At 69.4% G+C, this 20,808-nt stretch carries 24 protein-coding genes; 15 read left to right on the top strand and 9 right to left on the bottom strand.

Annotated elements, in window-relative coordinates; translation table 11 throughout:
* Positions 1-7 precede the first annotated feature (7 nt).
* Positions 8-889, top strand: coding sequence for a cytochrome c oxidase subunit 3 (locus WG903_RS00885; protein ID WP_340072294.1), 882 nt, complete (start codon positions 8-10; stop codon positions 887-889).
* Between the two features lie 46 nt (positions 890-935).
* Here the strand turns inward: WG903_RS00885 and WG903_RS00880 are convergent, their stop codons facing one another.
* On the bottom strand, positions 936-1,169 hold the full coding sequence (locus tag WG903_RS00880; protein WP_340072293.1) for a twin transmembrane helix small protein: 234 nt from the start codon (positions 1,167-1,169) through the stop codon (positions 936-938).
* Positions 1,170-1,184: 15 nt separating this feature from the next.
* Between WG903_RS00880 and WG903_RS00875 the strand changes: the two genes are divergently transcribed.
* From WG903_RS00875 to WG903_RS00850, 6 genes are read left to right on the top strand one after another with little or no spacing between them, the layout of a single operon-like run.
* Positions 1,185-1,907 carry an SURF1 family protein gene (locus tag WG903_RS00875; RefSeq protein ID WP_340072292.1) on the top strand — a complete coding sequence of 241 codons (723 nt, stop codon included), beginning with the start codon at positions 1,185-1,187 and terminating at the stop codon, positions 1,905-1,907.
* Positions 1,855-2,568 (top strand): SCO family protein, encoded by a 714-nt coding sequence (locus tag WG903_RS00870; protein ID WP_340072291.1) that lies wholly within the window; start codon positions 1,855-1,857, stop codon positions 2,566-2,568. Before WG903_RS00875 ends, WG903_RS00870 begins: the two co-directional genes overlap by 53 nt.
* Before the next feature lie 5 nt (positions 2,569-2,573).
* The gene (locus tag WG903_RS00865; RefSeq protein WP_340072290.1) at positions 2,574-3,716 is read left to right on the top strand and encodes a COX15/CtaA family protein; all 1,143 of its coding nucleotides are present in this window, start codon (positions 2,574-2,576) and stop codon (positions 3,714-3,716) included.
* Positions 3,713-4,609 (top strand): heme o synthase, encoded by an 897-nt coding sequence (gene cyoE / locus WG903_RS00860; protein WP_340072289.1) that lies wholly within the window; start codon positions 3,713-3,715, stop codon positions 4,607-4,609. The genes WG903_RS00865 and cyoE overlap by 4 nt, the downstream gene beginning before the upstream one ends.
* Entirely contained in the window at positions 4,606-5,190 is a 585-nt protein-coding gene (locus WG903_RS00855) for an SCO family protein (RefSeq protein WP_340072288.1), read from the top strand. Before cyoE ends, WG903_RS00855 begins: the two co-directional genes overlap by 4 nt.
* Positions 5,191-5,192: 2 nt before the next feature.
* Complete coding sequence (locus WG903_RS00850) at positions 5,193-5,999, top strand: DNA alkylation repair protein (protein WP_340072287.1); 807 nt, start codon at positions 5,193-5,195, stop codon at positions 5,997-5,999.
* 2 nt (positions 6,000-6,001) lie between these two features.
* Here the strand turns inward: WG903_RS00850 and WG903_RS00845 are convergent, their stop codons facing one another.
* The 3 genes from WG903_RS00845 to rpoH form a co-directional block, all read right to left on the bottom strand.
* Positions 6,002-6,991 (bottom strand): Bug family tripartite tricarboxylate transporter substrate binding protein, encoded by a 990-nt coding sequence (locus tag WG903_RS00845; RefSeq protein ID WP_340072286.1) that lies wholly within the window; start codon positions 6,989-6,991, stop codon positions 6,002-6,004.
* 39 nt (positions 6,992-7,030) lie between these two features.
* A complete protein-coding gene (locus WG903_RS00840; RefSeq protein ID WP_340072285.1) occupies positions 7,031-8,767 on the bottom strand; it encodes a sensor domain-containing diguanylate cyclase in 1,737 nt (578 codons plus the stop codon).
* 114 nt (positions 8,768-8,881) lie between these two features.
* The gene (rpoH, locus tag WG903_RS00835) at positions 8,882-9,820 is read right to left on the bottom strand and encodes an RNA polymerase sigma factor RpoH (RefSeq protein WP_340072284.1); all 939 of its coding nucleotides are present in this window, start codon (positions 9,818-9,820) and stop codon (positions 8,882-8,884) included.
* A gap of 217 nt (positions 9,821-10,037) precedes the next feature.
* Here rpoH and WG903_RS00830 point away from each other — a divergent pair, with 217 nt between their 5' ends.
* Entirely contained in the window at positions 10,038-10,499 is a 462-nt protein-coding gene (locus tag WG903_RS00830; RefSeq protein WP_340072282.1) for a hypothetical protein, read from the top strand.
* A 3-nt stretch (positions 10,500-10,502) separates the two neighbouring features.
* Here WG903_RS00830 and WG903_RS00825 read toward each other — a convergent pair whose 3' ends face one another.
* Positions 10,503-10,970: an Mpo1 family 2-hydroxy fatty acid dioxygenase gene (locus WG903_RS00825; RefSeq protein WP_340072281.1), complete on the bottom strand. Its 468-nt coding sequence runs from the start codon at positions 10,968-10,970 to the stop codon at positions 10,503-10,505.
* A 73-nt stretch (positions 10,971-11,043) separates the two neighbouring features.
* Here WG903_RS00825 and cutA point away from each other — a divergent pair, with 73 nt between their 5' ends.
* Positions 11,044-11,346 (top strand): divalent-cation tolerance protein CutA, encoded by a 303-nt coding sequence (cutA, locus tag WG903_RS00820; RefSeq protein ID WP_340072280.1) that lies wholly within the window; start codon positions 11,044-11,046, stop codon positions 11,344-11,346.
* Here cutA and selD read toward each other — a convergent pair.
* A complete protein-coding gene (gene selD, locus WG903_RS00815) occupies positions 11,343-12,413 on the bottom strand; it encodes a selenide, water dikinase SelD (RefSeq protein WP_340072279.1) in 1,071 nt (356 codons plus the stop codon). The two genes, cutA and selD, sit on opposite strands and share 4 nt — an antisense overlap.
* Complete coding sequence (senB, locus tag WG903_RS00810; RefSeq protein WP_340072278.1) at positions 12,410-13,402, bottom strand: selenoneine biosynthesis selenosugar synthase SenB; 993 nt, start codon at positions 13,400-13,402, stop codon at positions 12,410-12,412. Before senB ends, selD begins: the two co-directional genes overlap by 4 nt.
* Between senB and senA the strand changes: the two genes are divergently transcribed.
* Complete coding sequence (gene senA / locus WG903_RS00805) at positions 13,390-14,553, top strand: selenoneine synthase SenA (RefSeq protein ID WP_340072276.1); 1,164 nt, start codon at positions 13,390-13,392, stop codon at positions 14,551-14,553. The genes senB and senA overlap by 13 nt on opposite strands.
* A 16-nt stretch (positions 14,554-14,569) precedes the next feature.
* On the opposite strand, the gene WG903_RS00800 is transcribed toward senA, so the two are convergent.
* Positions 14,570-15,082, bottom strand: a complete 513-nt coding sequence (locus WG903_RS00800; RefSeq protein WP_340072275.1) for a TlpA family protein disulfide reductase — start codon at positions 15,080-15,082, stop codon at positions 14,570-14,572.
* A 78-nt stretch (positions 15,083-15,160) separates the two neighbouring features.
* Between WG903_RS00800 and WG903_RS00795 the strand changes: the two genes are divergently transcribed.
* Genes WG903_RS00795 through merP form a run of 3 tightly spaced genes read left to right on the top strand, consistent with a single transcriptional unit; the run spans position 15,161 to position 16,920 of the window.
* Positions 15,161-16,270 carry a transglutaminase-like domain-containing protein gene (locus WG903_RS00795; protein WP_340072273.1) on the top strand — a complete coding sequence of 370 codons (1,110 nt, stop codon included), beginning with the start codon at positions 15,161-15,163 and terminating at the stop codon, positions 16,268-16,270.
* A 19-nt stretch (positions 16,271-16,289) separates the two neighbouring features.
* Positions 16,290-16,625 carry a mercuric transporter MerT family protein gene (locus WG903_RS00790; RefSeq protein ID WP_340072271.1) on the top strand — a complete coding sequence of 112 codons (336 nt, stop codon included), beginning with the start codon at positions 16,290-16,292 and terminating at the stop codon, positions 16,623-16,625.
* 13 nt (positions 16,626-16,638) lie between these two features.
* Positions 16,639-16,920, top strand: coding sequence for a mercury resistance system periplasmic binding protein MerP (merP, locus tag WG903_RS00785; RefSeq protein ID WP_340072269.1), 282 nt, complete (start codon positions 16,639-16,641; stop codon positions 16,918-16,920).
* Positions 16,921-16,923: 3 nt separating this feature from the next.
* Here merP and ftsY read toward each other — a convergent pair whose 3' ends face one another.
* Positions 16,924-17,958, bottom strand: coding sequence for a signal recognition particle-docking protein FtsY (ftsY, locus tag WG903_RS00780; protein WP_340072268.1), 1,035 nt, complete (start codon positions 17,956-17,958; stop codon positions 16,924-16,926).
* A 29-nt stretch (positions 17,959-17,987) separates the two neighbouring features.
* Between ftsY and WG903_RS00775 the strand changes: the two genes are divergently transcribed.
* Positions 17,988-19,394, top strand: a complete 1,407-nt coding sequence (locus tag WG903_RS00775; RefSeq protein WP_340072267.1) for a M16 family metallopeptidase — start codon at positions 17,988-17,990, stop codon at positions 19,392-19,394.
* Positions 19,395-19,407: 13 nt separating this feature from the next.
* Positions 19,408-20,745: a M16 family metallopeptidase gene (locus WG903_RS00770; RefSeq protein ID WP_340072266.1), complete on the top strand. Its 1,338-nt coding sequence runs from the start codon at positions 19,408-19,410 to the stop codon at positions 20,743-20,745.
* The last annotated feature ends 63 nt before the right edge of the window (positions 20,746-20,808 follow it).

Raw genomic sequence — 20,808 nt, 5'->3', positions numbered from 1 at the left:
GGACAAGATGAGTTCCAACACCGGCGGCGCCGCGCCGCACTATTTCGTTCCCGCGCCCTCGCGCCATCCCGTCACGGCCTCCATCGGCCTGCTGATCATCATCTTCAGCGCCGCCGAATGGGTCAACGGCGCCGACTGGGCGAAGTACTCGCTCCTGGTCGGCTTCCTGTGGCTGTTCACGGTGCTGTTCCAGTGGTTCCGCGACGCCATCCACGAGAGCGAAACGGGCCAGTACGGCCACAAGGTGGAGATCTCCTACCGCTGGAGCATGAGCTGGTTCATCTTCTCGGAGGTGATGTTCTTCGGCGCCTTCTTCACGGCGCTGTGGTGGATGCGCGCGCACTCGGTCCCCGCACTGGGCGGCCTCGACAACGCGCTGCTGTGGCCCGACTTCAAGGCCGTGTGGCCCACGGTGCAGCCGGGCGCCACCGCGTCGCCGGCGAACATCATCGAGCCCTTCCAGACGATGACGCCGTTCTGGCTGCCGACGATCAACACGGCGCTGCTGCTCTCCTCGGGCGTGACCATCACCATCGCGCACCACCTGCTGCGCGAAGGCAAGCGCGGCCCGACGATCCTGTGGATGTGGATCACCGTGGCACTGGGCGCGACCTTCGTCGCCGTGCAGGGCTACGAATACTTCCACGCGTACCACGAGCTGAACCTCAAGCTCACCTCGGGCGCCTACGGTTCCACCTTCTTCATGCTCACCGGTTTCCACGGCTTCCACGTGATGGTCGGCATGCTGATGCTGTTCTTCATCACGCTGCGCCTGATGAAGGGCCACTTCACCGCCGACAAGCACTTCGGCTTCGAGGGCGCCGCGTGGTACTGGCACTTCGTGGACGTCGTGTGGCTGGGCCTGTACACCCTCGTGTACTGGCTGTGACGCTGCCGCGCCCCGCAACGAAAAAGCGCCGCGAGGCGCTTTTTTGTTATTTCCCGACCGGGATCCCGGTGGGCTGGATCCAGCCCAGCTTCCAGGCGACGAGGATGCAGACGAACAGCAGCACCGACAGGCCGATGCGCAGCGCGAGCGCGCGCGCCATGTTGTCGCCGCGGCGCTTGTCGCCCTGGTCGTCCTTGCCGGTGCGCATCATGAAGAACAGCGCCGAGCCCAGGCTGCCCACGATGGCCAGGAACGCGACGGCGACGAGCACTTTGATCATCGCCCCGATTATCCCGTGAGGCCGCTGCGTTCCTGGCTCGTCACCGCCGCGGCCCTGGCCGGGATCGCGGCGACCTTCGCCCTCGGGCAGTGGCAGCTCGGCCGCGGGCGCGAGCGCGACGCCGCGCAGGCCGCGATCGAGGCCCGCGCGCAACTGCCCGAACTGGCGCAAGCCTCGCTGGCCGCGCCGAACGCGCAGGAGCTGGTGCATCGCCGCGTCGTGCTGCGCGGCACCTGGGATGCGCCGCGAACGGTGTTCCTCGACAACCGCCAGATGCGCGGCGCGCCGGGCTTCTACGTGGTCACCCCCCTGAAGCTCGAGGGCAGCGATGCCGCCGTGCTGGTGCAGCGCGGCTGGGCTCCGCGGAACTTCGAGCGGCGCGAGCAGCTACCCAAGGTCGATACACCGGCCGGTCCCGTCGAACTGCGCGGGCGCATCGCCCCGCCACCGGCACGGCTGTACGAGTTCCGGGGCGTGGAGACCGGGCCGATCCGGCAAAATCTGGACATCGCGGCATTCAGCGCCGAAACCGGCCTGAAGCTGGCGCAGGTGTCCGTGCTGCAGGCGGCCCCGCCTGCATCCGAAGGCCTGCTGCGCGACTGGCCGCGCCCGGCGGCCGGCAGCGAAAGGAATTACGGCTACGCCCTGCAATGGTGGGCCTTGTGTGCGCTCATCGCGATCCTCTATGTCTGGTTCCAGTTCATCGCCCCTCGACGCCAAGCCCGGCCTGCTCGATGAGCCGCTCGGGCTGACGGTGCATTCGCTGCCGCTGCCGCAGGAAGCCGCGGCGGAGGACGGCCGCCGCACGGCCACCGGCCGCTTGAAGATGCTGCTGGTGCTGGCGGTGTGCGCGGCGCCGGTGGTCGCCTCGTACGTCACGTACTACGTGATCCGCCCCCAGTCGCACAAGAGCTACGGCGCACTGATCGACCCGCAGCGCACGATCCCGCAGGCGCAGGCCACGGCGCTCGACGGCAAGCCGGTGCAGCTGTCGACGCTGCGCGGCCAATGGCTGTTGGTAAGCGTGGCCGGCGGCAGTTGCGACGCCGCGTGCGAGAAGCACCTGTACCTGCAGCGGCAGCTGCGCGAGTCGCTCGGCAAGGACAAGGCGCGTGTCGACTGGGTGTGGCTCGTCGACGACGCGGCCACGGTGCGGCCGCAGCTGCTGCCCGCGCTCGCGCAAGCCACCGTGCTGCGCGTCGACGCGAAGCCGCTCGCGCAGTGGCTCGAAGCCGCGCCCGGGCAGTCGCTCCACGACCACCTGTACGTGGTCGACCCGCAAGGCAACTGGATGATGCGCTTCCCGCCGGCGACGGACGCCGCGGCGGCCAAGTCCATCAAGCGCGACCTCGAGCGGCTGCTGCGCGCGTCGGCGTCGTGGGACCTGCCGGGGCGGTGAACGCGATGCAGCCGCAAGCCCTTTGGGATTTCTCGCCCGCGCTCCATATCATGGCGATGGGCGTGGCGCTCGCACTCGGGCCGCTGGCGTGGGTGGGGTTGCGCAAGCTCGAGGGCGGCGCCGCGCGAAGGCTGCAGGCACTGACGCTGCTCACGCTCTTCCTCACGTTCGACCTCGTGCTGTTCGGCGCGTTCACGCGCCTGACGGATTCGGGCCTGGGCTGCCCCGACTGGCCCGGCTGCTACGGTAACGCCAGCCCCATCGGCGCCTCGCACGAGATCGCGCAGGCGCAGGCGCAGATGCCGAGCGGCCCGGTCACGCACACCAAGGCGTGGATCGAGATGCTGCACCGCTACTTCGCCACGGGCGTTGGCGTGCTGATCGTGACCCTGCTGGTCGCCACCTGGCTCGAGCGAAAGCGTGGCGCCGCGGTGGCGCTCGCATGGCCCGCCGTCACGCTGGCCTGGGTCTGCGTGCAAGGCGCCTTCGGTGCGTTCACGGTCACGCTGAAGCTGCAGCCGTCCATCGTCACGCTGCATTTGTTGGGCGGACTGGTGCTCATCGCGCTGCTGGTGCGGCAGGCGGTGGCTTACGAACACGCGCGCCAGGGCGCGCAGCCCGTCGCGCTGGCGCCGACGCTGCGCATGGGTCTGCTGGCGTGCCTTGCGCTCGTCTGGCTGCAGGTTGCGCTGGGCGGCTGGGTCAGCACGAACTACGCGGTGCTGGCGTGCGGCGGCTTCCCGAAATGCCAGGGCGCGTGGTGGCCGGCGATGAATGTCGACCAGGCCTTCGAGCTGTGGCGGCCGCTGGGCCGCACGGGCGCGGGCGACCCCATCGAGTTCGGCGCTTTGGTCGCGATCCACTACGTGCATCGCCTGGCTGCGTACGCCGTCCTCGCGGCGATCGCGGCGCTCGTGTGGCAGGCCAGGCGCGCGGGCGTGCTGGCCCGGCCGATGAAATGGCTGGCCATGCTGGCCGTGCTGCAGTTCCTCACCGGCCTCGCGAACGTCGTCTTCGACTGGCCATTGGCCTCGGCGGTGCTGCACACGGGCGGCGCGGCGGCGCTCGTCGGCGTGCTGACCTGGGCCGCGTGCGAGAGCCGCGCCGTTCCCGAACGCACCCTCGCAGCGCGGGAGGCATCGGCATGAACACGGTGGCCGCGCCGGCGGCATCGCGCTTCTCGCAGTTCTATGCGCTGACGAAGCCGCGCGTGGTGCAGCTGATCGTCTTCTGCGCCCTGATCGGCATGGTGCTCGCGGTGCCCGGCATCCCGACGCCTGCGGACCTGCGCACCATGGCCATCGCGTGTTTCGGCATCTGGCTGGTGGCGGGCGCCGCCGCCGTCTTCAACTGCCTGGTCGAGAAGAGCATCGACGCCAAGATGCGGCGCACGGCGTGGCGCGCCACGGCCAAGGGCGAGCTGTCCGACTGGCAGACGCTCGCATTCGCCGCGGTGCTGTGCGGCATCGGCTCGGCGGTCCTGCACGAGTGGGTGAACCCGCTGACGATGTGGCTCACCTTCGCCACCTTCGTCGGCTATGCGGTGATCTACACCGTGGTGCTCAAGCCGCTCACCCCGCAGAACATCGTGATCGGCGGCGCCTCCGGCGCGATGCCGCCCGTGCTGGGCTGGGCGGCGCTGCGCGGCGACGTGGGCCCCGAGGCGCTGATCCTCTTCCTCATCATCTTCCTGTGGACGCCGCCGCACTTCTGGGCGCTGGCGCTGTACCGCGTGGAGGACTACCGCAAGTCCGGCCTGCCGATGCTGCCCGTGACGCACGGCAACGAGTTCACGCGGCTGCAGGTGCTGCTGTACACGTTCGTGCTGTTCGCGGCCTGCCTGATGCCGTTCGCGTACGGCATGAGCTCATGGTTCTATCTTGCCGCCGCAGTCGTGCTGAGCGCCGGCTTCTGCTGGTATGGCTTTCGCCTGTGGCGCGATTACTCGGACGCACTCGCGCGCCAGACCTTCCGCTTTTCCCTCATCCACCTGAGCCTGCTGTTCGCGGCGCTCCTGGTCGACCACTACCTGCCCATATGAACCGCCGCCACCTCCTCGCCGCCGCAGCTGCTGCACTGGCCAGCGCCTGCACCGAGTCGAAGCCGAAGTTCGCCGGCGTCGACGTGACCGGCGCGCCATACGGCAAGGACTTCAACCTGCCCGACGCCGACGGCAAGCCGCGCGCGCTCGCGGAATTCAAGGGCAAACTGGTTGCCCTGTTCTTCGGCTACACGCAGTGCCCCGACGCGTGCCCGACGACGATGGCCGAACTCGCGGAAGCGAAGAAGCTGCTGGGCGCGCAGGGTGACCAGCTGCAGGTGGTGTTCGTCACCGTGGACCCGGCGCGCGACACGGCCCCCATCCTCAAGGCGTACATGGGCAACTTCGACGCAACCTTCCTTGCGCTGCGTCCCAACGAGCAGCAGCTCGAACAAGTGGCCAAGGACTTCAAGGTCTACTACAAGAAGGCCGAAGGCGGCGACGCGAAGAACTACACGATGGACCACACGGCCTCGACCTACGTCTTCGACATGCAGGGGCGGCTGCGCCTGTACGAGCGCTACGGCAGCGGGCCGCAGGTGCTGGCCGCCGACTTCAAGAAGCTGCTCGACGCCGCCTAGGGATGGTCCAGCACCTGCTCGGCCGCAAGGGCGCGCCGACCATCGCGCGGATCCCGCCCGAGGTGCTCGAGGCGCTCAACGACGGCCTCATCCCCACGGCCAACCTCAACGAGTTCCTCGCGCTCGACCTGCCGCGGTTCGCGCGTACGGTGGCCGGCCACATCGGCGTCGATGCGCAGCACGAGCGGCTGGCCGACACGCTGGCGATGCTCGAGGCCTTCCCCAAGGTCAAGCGCCACGAGCATGTCGCGCGTGCGTTCTTCGACATCGTCGAGCCCCTCGCCGGGCGCGACCGCATCGCGCACGCGCTGGCCACGCACCCGAGCGACATCGCGCGTTCGTGGGCGGCGCAGTGGGTGATGTTCGCGCGCATGCCACTGGCGCAGAAGCTGCGGTCGGTGCGGCGCTTCGCCGCCGACCCGCATTTCGGCGTGCGCGAGATCGCCTGGATGGCCGTGCGCGACGAAGTCGCCGGTGGCGTCGACACGGCCGTGCCGCTGCTGCGGCCGTGGGTCGCCGATGCCGACGCCAACATCCGCCGCTTCGCCTCCGAGCTCACGCGCCCGCGCGGCGTGTGGTGCGCGCAGATCGAGTCGCTCAAGCGCGAGCCCTGGCGCGCGATCGAGCTGCTGGAGCCGCTGAAGGCCGACGCCAGCCTCTACGTGCGCAACTCGGTCGCCAACTGGCTCAACGACGCGAGCAAGACGCAGCCCGAGTGGGTCGAGCAGGTGTGCGCGCGGTGGGAGCGCGAGTCGCGCACGCCCGAGACGGCGTACATCGTGCGCCGCGCCCGGCGGTCGATGAAGTAGCGCTACTCGGCTTTGATGCCGCGGGTACGGATCACGTCGCCGAGCAGCGCCGTGTCCTGCTTGATGCGGTTGGCCAGGCCCTCGGACGACGTGCCGGCCACCTGCCAGCCTTGCGCGAAGAGCTTCTGGCGCACTTCGGGCGTCCGCGCGATCTCGCTGATCAACGCGGACAGCTTCGCCACGACGGCCTTCGGCAGGCTCGCGGGCGCCGCAACGGCCGTCCAGATCTCCAGCTGGAAGCCGCGCGTGACGCCTTGCTCGTCGAGGCTGGGGTACTCGGGCACCAGCGAGCTGCGGCCGCTGGACGTGACGCCGACGGCCTTGAGCTTGCCCGCGCGGACCTGCTGCGCGGCCAGGCCCGGCGGCAGCAGCGCCAGCTGGATCTGCCCCGCGATCATCGCGTTGATCACCTGCGGGTTGCCGGGGTAGGGCACATGCACGGGGTCGATACCGGCCTTCGTCTTCAGCAGCTCCATGCCGATGTGGCCCACGGTGCCTACACCGGGCGAGCCGTAGCTCCACTTGTTACCCGCGGTGCGCGCGGCGGCGAAGAAGTCCTGCGCGTTGGTGAACGGCACGCCGGTGCCGGCTGTGAGCAGCAGCGGCGCCGTGCCGACGAGGCTGATCGGCGCGAGGTCCTTCAGCGGGTCGTACGGCGTCGCGGGATTGAGCAGCTTCGCGATGGTCATGTTGCCGTTGATCATCACGCCGAGGGTGTGGTCGTCGCTGGCCTTGGCCACCTGGTCGGCGGCGATGTTGCCCGCGGCGCCCGGCTTGTTCTCGACGATCACCGGCTGGCTGAGCGCCTTCGACAGCGGCTCGGCGATCGTGCGCGCCACCAGGTCCGGCGTGGACCCGCCGGGAAAGCCGACGAGGATGCGCACGGTCTTCGTGGGCCAGGCGGGCGCTGCCGCCTTCTGCGCGAAAGCGGGGACGGCGAGCGACGCGGCGCCCGCTGCGAGCAGGGTGCGGCGGTCAAGGGAAGCGGTCATGGCGGAAATGCTTTCGTCCAAATGTTCGATGGTACTGCCCTAGAAATTCAGGGGCCGGATCAGCTTGCGTGCGTCGGGCCGGATCGAATTCACGCCCTCCAGCAGCCAGTCGAGGCTGCCGCCGGCGTCGAGCTGCCGGTCGGGCAGCAGGGCGGCGGCCACCTGGAACTTGATCAGCAGGCCGTTGGGCAACGCGTCCGACTCGCGCAGGCCGCTGGCCACCAACTGCTGCGCGCGGCTGGCCGCATCCTGCGGGGTGGCCGGCCCTTCCAGCAGCAGCGCGAAGTGGTGGTCGCCCACGCGCGCGGCCATGTCGGTGTCGGCGGCGACGCCGCGCAGCAGCGAGGCTGCGACCACCAGCGCGCGCTCCGCGGCGTCGCGCCCGTACTCGGCCATGATGGATTCGTAGTTGGCGATCTTCACCGTGAGCAGGCCGCACGCGTGCTTGAGCGTGGCGCAGCGCTGCAGCGCGCCCTCCAGCCGTTGCAGGAAGGTGCGCGTGTGCGCCAGGCCCGTGAGCGTGTCGTTGCGTGTCAGGCCGGCCGCCCGCACCGTCGCCTCGCGGCGGCGGTTGGCGCGCACGCTCAGCGCGTAGAAGAGGATCGGCATCTCCAGCGCCGCGCCGATCGAGACGCCATAGCGCGTCCACGGCGAGATCGGGATCAGGTTGAAGCCGCGCAGGATCGGGAAGACGGCCATCACCAGCACCGGCAGGAAGCCCAACGCGATCAGCTGCACGTAGGGATCGTCGCCCTGCACCCAGACGACGCCGATCAGAACGGCGACGATCACCAGCGCGATGCTGGCCAGCAGCACCACGACGAACAGCGACAGCCGGGAGGCCAGCACGACGTCGAGGGCCACGGCCGACAGCAGCGCCGCGATGACGGCCCACACCATGAGGTCCAGGGCGCGCGAGTAGCGCCGGGGCTCGGTCACCGTGCGCGTGAACCACAAGGCAGCCGCCGCGGACACGCCCGGCAGCACGAACGACGCCATCTCGTTCCACTTGAGCGCGTGATCCCACAGGTGCTGCGCCCCCACGCCCAGGTAAGCGAGCTGCCCGGCCGCGAGCGCGATCACGTACACCGCGTACACGCCGAAGTTGCGGTCGCGGTAGAAGACGGCGTTGCCGATGGACACGAGCGCGATCAGGACCGCGAGGCTGAAATAGCCACCCAACAGGAACTGCTCGGCCTCGCGCGAGGCGAACAGGACCGACTGGTCGTACAGCCCCAGCGGCGATGCGAAGTCCACGCGCTCGTGTTCGATGCGCAGCCAGTAGCGCACCGGCTTGTCGGTGCGGCCCGACAGTTCGAACGTGGGCAGGCGGCCGGGCAGGGGCCATTCCGACACCGGACGCGTGTCGCCGGCTTCCTGCATCACCCAGGCGCCGTTCGGCCCGCGCCAGAAGAACTGCACGCGGTCCACGCCCGAGGATCCCACTTCGGCGAACCAGCGCGCGCCGGCCGGTGTCAGGGCGTCGAACTGGAACCAGAGCGCGGCGCCGTCGATCCGGTAGCTCGTGCCGGCCTCGCGCAAGCGCCAGGGGATCGCGTCGCCGGCGGCTTCGAGCGCGTCGGGTGTCGCCTTGTGCGTGGTGTCGATGTAGAAGCGCGCGCGCCCGGTCAGCGGGATGCCGGGCCCTTCGCTGCCGAGGATGATCGGCGCGGGCGCGGGGACGGCGCGAGCAGGCTCCTGCGCCCCGGCCCAGCCCGCGACGAGCAGCAGCAACAGCGCCACGATGCGCGCGGCGATCGAAGTCCGTCCCCTCACGCGCCGATTGTTGCAGCAAAAAAAGAAAAAGACCCGGGTTTGCCGGGTCTCTTGCGAAGCAAAAAGGCCCGGCTTTGACACCGGGCCCAGGCAGCGGAGCGCCTGCAAGTGAGCTTACGCGTATGCGGCCAGCGCCTTCTTCATCTTCTTCATCGCGGCCGACTCGATCTGGCGAATGCGCTCGGCGCTCACGCCGTATTCGTCGGCCAGCTCGTGCAGCGTCATGCCGCCGGAGCCGTCGTCGTTCACCTTCAGCCAGCGCTCCTCGACGATGCGGCGGCTGCGCGGGTCGAGCTCCTCGAGGGCCGCGGCGATGCCGTCGGTGGCCATCACGTCGCGCTGGCGCGACTCGATCATGGCCGTCGGCTCGTGCGAGGCGTCGGCCAGGTAGGCGATCGGGCCGAAAGCCTGCTCGCCGTCATCGGTCGGCGTGGGGTCCAGCAGCACGTCGCCGCCGGCCATGCGCGTTTCCATCTCGATGACTTCCTCGCGCTTGACGTTCAGCTCGCGCGCCATCACCTCGATCTGCGCGTCGGTCAGCGTGTCGCGGTGGGTCTGCGCGTCTTCCTCGTCCTTGAAGCCCTGCTTCATCGAACGCAGGTTGAAGAACAGCTTGCGCTGGGCCTTGGTCGTCGCGACCTTGACCATGCGCCAGTTCTTCAGGATGTACTCGTGGATCTCGGCGCGGATCCAGTGCAGCGCGTAGCTCACCAGGCGCACGCCCTGGTCGGGGTCGAAGCGCTTGACGGCCTTCATCAGGCCGATGTTGCCTTCCTGGATCAGGTCGCCGTGGGGCAGGCCGTAGCCCAGGTACTTGCGCGAGACCGAAACCACCAGGCGCAGGTGGGACAGCACGAGCTTCCCGGCCGCTTCCAGGTCGTTGTCGTTGCGCAGCCGCCGGGCGAAGTCCTGCTCCTCCTCCAGCGTGAGCATGGGGAGGCGGTTCACCGCCGAGATGTAGGCGTCCAGGTTGCCCAGCGAGGGGACCACCGCCCACGGGTTGGCCATTGCCAGGGCCGTGGTGTTGCCGGGGGCAGCCAGAGGTTGGGACATTCCAGAAACTCCTTTCATATATGGAGCGTTTCAACGCCATGTTAGCACTCTCTTGGAGTGAGTGCTAAGGCCGGAGTTCCGTCCATGGCCGGATACGGTCCGGGAAAACCCGGGCCGCCGAGTTGTGGGTGGATTGTGGCTTTTCCCAGCGCTTGGGCTAGCATCACCGCAACAGGAAGTAACAAGCGCGGCATGGCCCGTGCGGGCCAGGAGGGTCATGAAAACCATCATCAACCGGGTCTTCGCCAAGAAGGAAGAACCCGCCCAGTCGCCTGCTCAGCCGTCGCACCTGTCCTCGGAGCTGAGCCACAGCGACATCGAGAATTACTACCTTCGTATCATCGTGGACTGCCTGCGGCGCATGCTGGTGCCGCCGGACAGCATCGAGGTGGGGGTCAAGCGGGCGGGCGTCGGGCCCAGTGGCCTGTCGGCCTTCGCCGGCTACGTGCGCATCCTGAAGTGGGACTCGGTGCTGACGCCCGTGCTGCTGCAGAACATGCCGGTCATCGACGCGCGGATCCGCAAGGTCGTGGACGCCTCGATCATCCTGGAGCACACGCACTTCGCCGGGATCTGGTTCCAGGCCAACGACAACACCGAGGGCGCGCCGAAGTCGCTGCTGGGCGTGCCGGCCGAGCTGGTGCACCAGCCTGGCGGCGTGCCGCCGAACTCGCCGTAGCGCTCAGTAGCGCAGGCCGAGCTTGTTGAACAGCTTGGCCGCCACGAACAGCGGGCCCACCAGCAGGTACTGCAGGTCCTCGAAGAACGAGGGCTTCCTGCCTTCGATCTTGTGGCCGATGAACTGGGCGATCCAGGCCACCACGAACACCGCGACCGACACCGGCAGCACATCGGCGCCGAGCGCCTGCACGATCACGATCGTCAGCGCGCCACTGACCACCATCGCAGCCAGGAAGGGCACGGAGCCCAGGCGCACGTAATAGACCATGCTCAGGGCGAGGAAGCCGTAAGCGACCCACGGGTGCAGCGCGTACAGCAGGCCAATGAGGCTGACCATGATCAGCGGCACCGCCACGCAGTGGATCGCGGTGTTGGTGGCGTTGCGATGGCTCTCGCCGTAGTGCGCCAGCAGCTGGTCGAGGCGCCGCGCCGCCGGGGCTCCGGCCGTGCCTTCGGTGATGGTGCTCATCGGGTTCTCCTTTGGAAGAATGGCGGCATTGTCGAAGGGGCCCGCCATGCCGGACTGTAAAGAAGTTGACATTTTGACCGTCACCACGACGGTGGGTTCCCTGGACGACGCCAAGCGCCTGGCGCGCGGCCTGGTCGAGGCCAAGCTGGCGGCCTGCGTCCAGCTCGATGCGATCGCTGCCTCCGTCTACCGGTGGGAAGGCAAGGTGTGCGAGGACGCGGAAACGCGGCTCACGATCAAGACCTTGCCCGCGCGCGCGGACGCGCTGCGGGCGTTCCTCGATGAACACCACCCCTACGACGTCCCGCAGTTCGTCGCGCTGCCGTGCCGTGCGAGCGATGCGTACGGCGAGTGGGTGAAAGGCGAGGTTGCCTAGCGCAGCACCAGCTTCGGCTCGCCGGCGGCGGGGCGGCACTCGCCGATGACCGCGGCCTGCGCGAAGCCGTGACGGCGGAAGGTGTCGATGACGGCCGCGGCGCTGGCCGGCGTGCACGACACCAGCAGGCCGCCGCTGGTCTGCGGGTCGCTGAGCAGTGCCTGGTCGACCGACGCGAAGCCCGCCGGCAACTGCACCGACTGGCCGTAGCCGGCCCAGTTGCGCCCCGACGCGCCCGTGACGTGGCCGGCAGAAGCGAGCTCACGCACGCCCTCGAGCAGGGGCACTTTCGCCCAGTCGAACACGACATCCAGCTTCGCGCCGCGCGCGAGTTCGAGCGCATGGCCCGCGAGGCCGAAACCCGTCACGTCGGTGAGCGCATGCACGGCGTCCATCGCCGCGAGCTCCGGCCCGGGCGTGTTGAGCTTCGTCGTGGTCTCGATCATGCGGCGGTAGCCCGCGGGCTCCAGCTGTTCCTTCTTCAACGCGGCCGATAGCACGCCCACGCCGAGCGGCTTGCCCAGCACCAGCACGTCGCCCGCGCACGCATCGGCGTTGCGCTTCACGCGCTTCGGGTGCACCAGCCCCAGCGCCACCAGGCCGTAGATCGGCTCGACCGAATCGATGGTGTGGCCGCCCGCGATGGGGATGCCCGCGTCGCGGCACACCGATTCGCCGCCTTCGAGGATGCGCGCGATGGTTTGCGTCGACAGCACGCTGATCGGCATGCCCACCAGCGCCAGGGCCATGATGGGCTTGCCACCCATCGCATACACGTCGGAGATCGCGTTGGTCGCCGCGATGCGGCCGAAGTCGAAGGGGTCGTCGACGATCGGCATGAAGAAGTCGGTGGTCGCGATCAGCGCCTGCTCGTCGTTCAGCTGGTACACCGCCGCGTCGTCGGCGGTTTCGATGCCCACCAGCAGCTGCGGCGGCACCGGCAGCCGCGCGGTGCCCTTGAGGATTTCCGACAGCACGCCGGGCGCGATCTTGCAGCCGCAGCCGCCGCCATGCGACAGCGAGGTCAGGCGCGGTTCGGCGGATGCGGGATTCAACGGGGCGTTCATGCGCTTTCCTCGAGTTCGCGGACCAGTTGCAGCACGGCCGCGCGCTCCGTCTCCGGTGCGAACAGCGGTGCCCGAAGCGCGCATTGTGCGCGCAGGCGCGCGAGGAGGGCGGCCGAGGGGTCATCGCCGGCCTGCGTGTCGCGCGCCGCTTCGAGCAGCCGCGCCAGCGCCGCGGCGTCGCCGTGCGGGAAGTAGCCGCCGTAGTCCGCGCCGAGCATGCCGACGTTGCCGTCCACGCGCGAGGCGATCACGGGCGTGCCGCTGCACACGGCTTCCATGATCACGTGCGCGCCGCCTTCCATCGCGCTGGTGTGCACCAGCACATGCGCACGCTGGATCGCATCGCGCGTCTCGTTGTGGGGCAGGGCGCCGAGCCAGCGGTAGTTGGGGCACGCGGCCTGCGCGGCCCGCGCGCGTTCGGCCCACACGGGCTCCTCGGCGCGGCCGATGTGGTGGATCTCGATGTCCGTGCGAGCGCGCAGCAGGCCGGCGGCGTCGAACAGCGTCTGCGGGCTCTTCACCTCGCGCAGGTGGCCGACCATCACGGCGCGCAGCGTGCGGCCGGATTTCGAGAGCGCGCGCCGCGGCGTGACCGACTGGTAGATCGCGCGTGACTTGCTTCGGTGGCGGGCGGGCAGTGCCGAAAGCCCCAGCTCCTGCAGCACGACGAGGCTCTGCGCCAGGTCGAGCGATCGCTGCGCGCCGGCATCGCCCCGGATGTCGCGGTAGAGGTCGGTGCCGGTCAGCACCAGCGCGATGCGCCCGGGTGGCTTCACGGAAACCCATGCGGCGATGGCCGTCGCCGAGCGCCGAGCATGCAGGGCGATCATCAGTTCGTCGCCGGCCGCGCCTGCATCGGGCCACGCATCCACGATACGCACCGGGTAGCGCGGCCGCAGGAAGGACGCCCAGCGCGCCGCGGTCTGCCAGTTGCCGTTGTTGGCGGCAGCCAGTGCGGGGCTTACGATGACCACCGATGGAGACGGCATCGCCGGTTTATAGCGCGGCGCAGGCTTTGCGCACGGGCGGGCGCGACGCGGTGCGGGCGGCGCTGCTGGCCGCGCGCAAGCGCACGCTGGTGCTGGCGGACGCGTACGCGGAAGCGCTGCGCCCCGCCGGCTTGCGCGTGCCCTGCCGCGCCACGCTCAACCCGCCGCTGTGGGAATGGGGCCACGTCGCGTGGTTCCAGGAATGGTGGATCGCGCGCAACCGGGAGCGTGCGCTCGGAACGAGATGCGATCCCGAGCACGAGCGTTTGCCGTCGCTGATGGCCGCTTCCGACGCGCTGTACGACTCCGGCAAGGTCGCGCACGCCACGCGCTGGGACCTTCCCTTGCCCGACGAGAAGGGCACGCGCGCCTGGATGGCCGCGACGATGGACAGCACGCTCGATGCGCTGGAAGGCCTGCCGGCCGATGCGGGCGACAACGAGCTCTACTTCTTCCGCCTGGTCGCGCTGCATGAGGAGATGCACGCGGAAGCTGCGTGCTACATGGCGCGCGGCCTCGGCATCGTCGTGCCGACGGTCCGGCCGACGCCGTTGCTCGGCAATGGCGCGACGCTGCATGTGCCCGCGCAGGAGTTCGTGGCGGGCTGGCAGGGGCCGGGCTTCGCGTTTGACAACGAACTGGCGCCCGTGCGCGTGCAGCTCGCGGCCTTCGAGATCGACGCCGAGCCGGTGAGCCAGGCACGATTCTCCGAGTTCGCCGATGCCGGCGGTTACGTTGAGCGCAAGTGGTGGGGCGACGCCGGCTGGGCCTGGCTTCAGCAAAGCGGCGCGAGCCCGCAGGCCGGCGATGCCGGTGCGCCCGCCATGCACCTCACGGCCTTCGAAGCCGAGGCCTGGTGCCGCTGGGCCGGCCGCCGCCTGCCGAAGGAATTCGAATGGGAGTGCGCTGCGCTCACGCAACCGGACTTCCGCTGGGGCCACGTGTGGGAATGGACGGCCTCGCCGTTCGTGTCTTATCCCGGTTTCGAGCCGCATCCCTACCGCGACTATTCCGCGCCCTGGTTCGGCACGCGGCGCACGTTGCGAGGTGCCTGCGCGGCCACGTCGCCGCGGCTGGCCCATCCGCGCTACCGCAACTTCTTCGAGCCGCAGCGCAGCGACATCGTGTCGGGCTTCCGCAGCTGCGCGTGAACGTCCGTCCGGCCGTTCACAGCAACGGCCGGATCGCTTCCATTCCGGCGCCGCCGTCCCAGTCGAACTCCCCGACGATGATGAAGCGTACGCGGCCCTGGCGGTCGATGGCCACCGTGCTCGGGAAGATGTTGATGCCGAACGCGCGCGCGGCCGCACCGTCCGCATCGCGCACCACCGGCAATTGCAGCGGCATCTTCGCGAGGAAGCGCTTCACGGCAGGCTCGCCTTCGCGGTAGTTCACCGCCACCACGCGCAGCCCTGCTTCGCGCTGCGACAACGCGAGGCGCTCCAGCGCCGGCATCTCCGCCCGGCACGGCTCGCACCAGCTGGCCCAGAAATTCAGCAGCACCGCATGGCCCCGCTCTCCCGCGAGCCGCCACGGCGCGGTGTCGACGGCCGGCAACTCCAGCGGCGGGGTCGGCTTGCGCGCCGGCCAGGCCTTGCGTACCGACTGCGCAGCCACGAGGTCACTCGACACGAGCGCACCCATGCCCAGGAGCGCGCCGATGCAATGGCGGCGATTCATGCGGTCCGGAATCCCCTTGTCGAATGGTGCGAAAGGCTTCCCTTCGATAATATCCAGAACCCCGAAACGGAGCTTCCCATGACGTTCGCGATCACACGCCGCCAGATCGTCCAAACCGCCGCTGCGTCGATGGTGGCGGGCGGCCTGCCCCAGCTCCACGCGCAAGAGGTTGCGCGCCGCTTCGAGCCCAGGCCCGAAGGGTGGCGCAAGTTCGAGATCACCACCACCGTCCAACTGCGCGGCGAGCGCGGCGATGCCACCATCTGGCTGCCCGTTCCATCGCTGGACACGCCATGGCAGCGCACGAGCGACAGCAACTGGTCGGGCACCGCCAGCACCATCAACACCGCTTCCGACGGCCGCACGGGCGCAAAGGTGCTGGTGGCGAAGTACGCCGCCAGCGCGGCCGACCCGACGCTGGTGCTGACCAGCGTCGTCGAAACGCAGAACCGCGCCGTCGACTGGGGCGCGAAAGCGCCGGCCGCCGATCCATCGGACCTGCGCGAATGGCTCCAACCCAGCGAGCTCATCCCGACGGATGGCATCGTGAAGAAAGTCGCCACGCAGGTCGTGCTCGGCGCTCGGTCCGACCGCGAGAAGGCCCAGCGCATCTACGACTGGGTGATCGTCAGCACCTACCGCGAGCCCAAGGTGCGCGGTTGCGGCACCGGCGACATCAAGGCGATGCTCGAGTCCGGCAACATGAGCGGCAAGTGCGCCGACATCAACGCGCTGTTCGTGGGCCTGTGCCGCGCCAGCGGTGTCCCGGCGCGCGACATCTACGGCATCCGCCTCGTGCCCAGCGCATTCGGCTACCGTGAACTCGGCGGCAACCCGGCCAGCCTCAAGGGCGCGCAGCACTGCCGCGCCGAGGTCTACCTGCAAGGCACCGGCTGGGTTGCGATGGATCCCGCCGACGTCACCAAGGTGATGAGGCAGGAAACGCCCGAGTGGATCAAGGACGCGGGCCACCCGGTGGTCGCGCCGGTGCGCAAGGCGCTCTTCGGCAGCTGGGAAAGCAACTGGATGGGCTACAACTGCGCCAGCGACGTGAAGCTGCCCGGCGCGAAGCAGGCCCGGCTCGGGTTCTTCATGTACCCGCAGGCGGAAACCGCAGCGGGCGCGAAGGATCCGTATGATCCCGACACGTTCGTCTACCAGATCACCGCGCGTGAAATCCGTGCCTGAACATGCAGCAGCCGCCAAGGTGGCTTCGCCACTCACGCTGGCAGGCATCGCCGCGCTGCTGGCCTCGACGTGCTGTGTGCTGCCGCTCATCTTTGCGGTGGTCGGTGTGAGCGGCGCATGGATCGGGCAATTGCGCCGCATGGAGCCTTATTCGTACCCGCTCACGGCGCTCGCCGCCGCGTCGCTGCTGGTGGCGGGTTGGCGCATCTGGCGCTCGGCAACGCCGGACGCCGCGCAGTGCGAGGCCGAAGCCTGCGTTCGCAGCAACGCCGCCGCCCGGCGATGGTTCTGGGCGCTGGCCGCGCTCACGGTGCTGCCCATCGCGCTCAACCAGAGCGCGCATCTGTTCTATTGAGGAGGGCTCGCGCATGAAGACGATCCGATCGCTTGCCGCAGTGGCCCTCATGGCCGGCGCATTCGCCGCGCACGCCGGCGTGCGCCAGGTGGAGCTCAGCGTCCCGTCGATGGACTGCGACACCTGCCCGATCACGATCCGCGTGGCGCTGATGAAGGTGCCCGGCGTCAAGAAGGCCGTGGTGAGCTACGCGAGGCGCAATGCCGTCGTGACGTTCGACGACAAGGCGACCACGGTTGCCGCGCTGACGAAAGCGACCGAGCAAGCCGGTTACCCGTCGTTCCAGAAGGACTAGCCTTCAGGCGAGCAGCGCCAGCGCGAATTCGCGCGCGCTGAAAGTCTCCAGGTCCTCGAGCTTCTCGCCGACGCCGATGAAGTAAACCGGCACCGGCTTCTCCTGCGCGATCGCGGCCAGCACGCCGCCCTTGGCCGTGCCATCGAGCTTGGTGACGATCAATCCCGTCAGTCCCAGCACGTCGTCGAAGGACTTCACCTGCGCCAGCGCGTTCTGGCCGGTGTTGCCGTCGATGACCAGGATCACCTCGTGCGGCGCCGTCTCGTCGGCCTTGGTCACCACGCGCTTGATCTTGCGCAGCTCCTCCATCAGGTGCAATTGCGTGGGCAGGCGGCCCGCGGTGTCCACGAGCACCACGTCCTTGCCGCGCGCACGGCCCGCGGCAACCGCATCGAAGGCCACCGCCGCCGGGTCGCCGCCTTGCTGGCTCACGATCTCCACGGTGTTGCGGTCGGCCCAGACGGCGAGCTGCTCGCGCGCCGCCGCGCGGAAGGTGTCCGCCGCCGCGAGCAGCACCGACTCGCCGTCGTCCGCCAGGTGCTTGGTGAGCTTGCCGATGGAGGTGGTCTTGCCCGCGCCGTTGACGCCCGCGACCATGATCACGGTCGGCTGGTGCTCGCCGATCACCAGCGGCTTCTCCAGCGGCTTGAGCAATTGCGTGAGCGCGTCGACCAGGATGTTCTTGGCCTGCACGGGGCGCGATGCGCCGCTTTGCGCCACGCGCCGCTTCACTTCGGCGATGAGGTGCTGCGTGGCCTTCACGCCCGTGTCGGCCATGAGCAGCGCGGTCTCCAGCTCCTCGTAGAACGCGTCGTCGATCTGCGCCGCGCCGAACACCTCGGAGATCGACGAGCCGGTCTTGCGCAGGCCGGCGCTCAGGCGTTCCATCCAGCTCTGGCGCTCGGGCGCGAGCGGCGCCACCGGCACTTCGATGGCCTGGACGACCGCCGTGCCGATCAAGGAAGAGCTGGCGCCCGGCGGGGCTGGCGCGGCGGGGGCGGGGGTGGCCGCCGGTTTTTTCTTGAAGAAGCTGAACATTGCCGCGCTTGTTAGGATCACACGATTCTATGAAACAGCTCCTGCACCGGCTCCTGGCCGCTTTCGCATTCGCTGCCTTCGTCCCCACCGCACCGTCTTTCGCGCAAGCGCCGCCGCCGCCGCGCGTCGAGCAGTTCCGGCTGGACAACGGCATGACCGTGATCGTCAAGCCGGACCATCGCGCGCCGACGGCAGTACAGATGGTGTGGGTGCGCGTGGGCTCCATCGACGAGGTCGACGGCTGGAGCGGCCTGGCCCACATGCTCGAACACATGATGTTCAAGGGCACCAGGCAGCTGAAGGTGGGCGAGTTCTCGCAGCGCATCGCGCAGCTGGGCGGGCGCGAGAACGCCTTCACCAACCGCGACACCACGGCGTACTTCCAGCAGATCCCGGCGAACAAGCTCGAGGACGTGATGAAGCTCGAAGCCGACCGCTTCGCCAACAGCCAGTGGCCCGACGAGGAGTTCAAGAAGGAACTCGAGGTGGTGAAGGAGGAGCGCCGCTGGCGCACCGACGACCAGCCGCGCGCCCTGCTGTGGGAGGCGCTCAATGCCACGGTGTGGGCCGCCTCGCCCTATCGCCGCCCGGTGATCGGCTGGATGAGCGACCTGGATGCGATGCAGCCGCAGGACGCGCGCGATTTCTACCGCAGCTGGTACGTCCCCGCCAATGCGGCGCTGGTGATCGTCGGCGACGTCGACCCGCAGAAGGTGCGGCAGCTGGCGCAGAAGTATTACGGTTCGATCGCCGCGCGGCCCTTGCCGCCGCGCAAGCCGCGCGAGGAGCCCGAGCAGGCCGGCGTGCGGCGCCTGGAGTTCAAGGCGCCCGCGGATCAAGCGTACGTCGCGCTCGCGTTCAAGGTGCCGCAGCTGCGCTCGTTCGATGCCACGCCGGACAACGACGATGCGCTCGCGCTCACGGTGCTGTCGGCGGTGCTGGACGGCTACGCGGGCTCGCGCCTGGACCGCGCGCTCACGCAGGGGCCCGACCGCGTGGCCGACAGTGCCGGCGCATCGAACGGTTTGTGGGCGCGCGGCCCGCAACTCTTCGTGCTGGACGGCGTGCCGGCGCAAGGCAAGACCGCGGAGCAGGTCGAGGCCGCCTTGCGCGCGGAGGTGGCGAAGGTCGCGCGCGACGGCATCACCGAGGCGGAACTCAATCGCGTGAAGACGCAGTGGGTGGCCAGCCAGGTCTACCGCCTCGATTCGCTCATGGGCCAGGCGCAGGAGCTCGGCTCGCACTGGGTGATCGGCATGCCCACCGACGCGCAGGAGCGCTTGATCCAGCGCCTGCGCGCCGTCACCGCAGCGCAGGTGAAGGCCGTGGCCGCGAAGTACTTCGGCGACGACCAGCTCACCGTGGGCATCCTGCGGCCGCAGCCGATCGACCCCAACCGCAAGCCGCGCCAGCGCCCCGCCGGCGTGCGCGACTGAAGGAGCGGCAACGATGAAGCACAAGCAACTGGCCGCAGCCTTCGCACTGGCACTGTGTGCCGCGGGCGCCTTCGCCGCGATCCCGATCCAGCACTGGGTGCAGCCCAGCGGCGCGAAAGTCTATTTCGTTGAATCGAACAGCCTGCCCATCGTCGACGTGCGCGTGGACTTCGACGCCGGCGGGCGGCGCGAGGCCGACGACAAGGCGGGCCTGGCCAGCATCACCGCGGGCATGACGTCCAAGGGCGTGGCCGCGCGCGGCAGCGAGCCCGCGCTCGACGAAAACCAATTGGGCGAAGCCTGGGCCGACCTCGGCGCCGACCTGGGCGAGGGCGCGAGCTCCGACCGCATGAGTTTTTCGCTGCGCACGCTCAACTACCCGGACATCCTGCCGAAGTCCGTCGCCCTGGCCGCGCGGCAACTGGGTGAGCCGTCCTTCCCCGAGGACGTGTGGCGGCGCGAGCGCCAGCGCATTGCCGCGGCCATCCGCGAGGCGAACACCAAACCGGGGACCATCGCGTCCCGCACTTACGCCGCGGCGGTGTACGGCACGCATCCCTACGGCCATGACACCACCGAGGAATCGCTGGCGCGCATCTCGGTGGCCGACATGCGCCAGTTCTACCGCTTCCTCGAACCCTGCCGTGCCAAGGTGACCATCGTCGGCGCCGTGACGCGCGCGCAGGCGGACGAGATCGCGCGCACGTTGCTGTCCCGGCTGCCCGCCGCTGTGGCGGGCAAGTGCGAGGCCTTGCCGCCGGTCGCCGAGGTGCAACCACTCACTGCGGCATCGGTGAAGGCCATTCCGTTCGCGTCCGCCCAGGCCCATGTGCTCATGGGTCAGCCGGGCTACAAGCGCTCCGACCCGGATTACTTCCCCATGGTCGTGGGCAACTACATCCTGGGTGGCAGCCCGCTGGTTTCGCGCCTGCCGACCGAGGTGCGCGAGAAGCGCGGGCTGTCGTACTCGGCCAGCAGCGGCTTCTCGCCCGGGCTGCACGCCGGCGCCTTCACCGTCAGCCTGCAGACCCGGCCCGACCAGGCGCAGCAGGCGCTGCAGGTGGCGCGGGACGTGGTGGCGCGCTTCGTCGCCGACGGACCGACCGCGGATGAGCTGAAGGCCGCCAAGGGCTTCCTCGTCGGCGGCTTCCCGCTGCTGATCGACAGCAACCGCAAGCTCCTGGACAACGTCTCGAACATCGCCTGGAACGACCTGCCGCTGGACTACCTGGACACGTGGACGGCCAAGGTGGAGGCGGTGACGGCGGCCCAGGTCAAGGCGGCCTTCGCCCGCAAGCTCCAGCCGGACCGGATGGTCACGGTGATCGTGGGCGCCGGCGCCGGGACGTAGACCCCCCGGGTATGCCCCCCCTGTCAAAGTTGACAGGGGTCGGCAACACGGCCCTTGCGAAGC

The sequence above is a fragment of the Ramlibacter sp. PS4R-6 genome, assembly GCF_037572775.1.
GTDB lineage: Bacteria > Pseudomonadota > Gammaproteobacteria > Burkholderiales > Burkholderiaceae_C > Ramlibacter.
The sequence above is the reverse complement of the archived record's forward strand: the minus strand, read 5'-3'. Positions and strand labels throughout refer to the sequence as shown.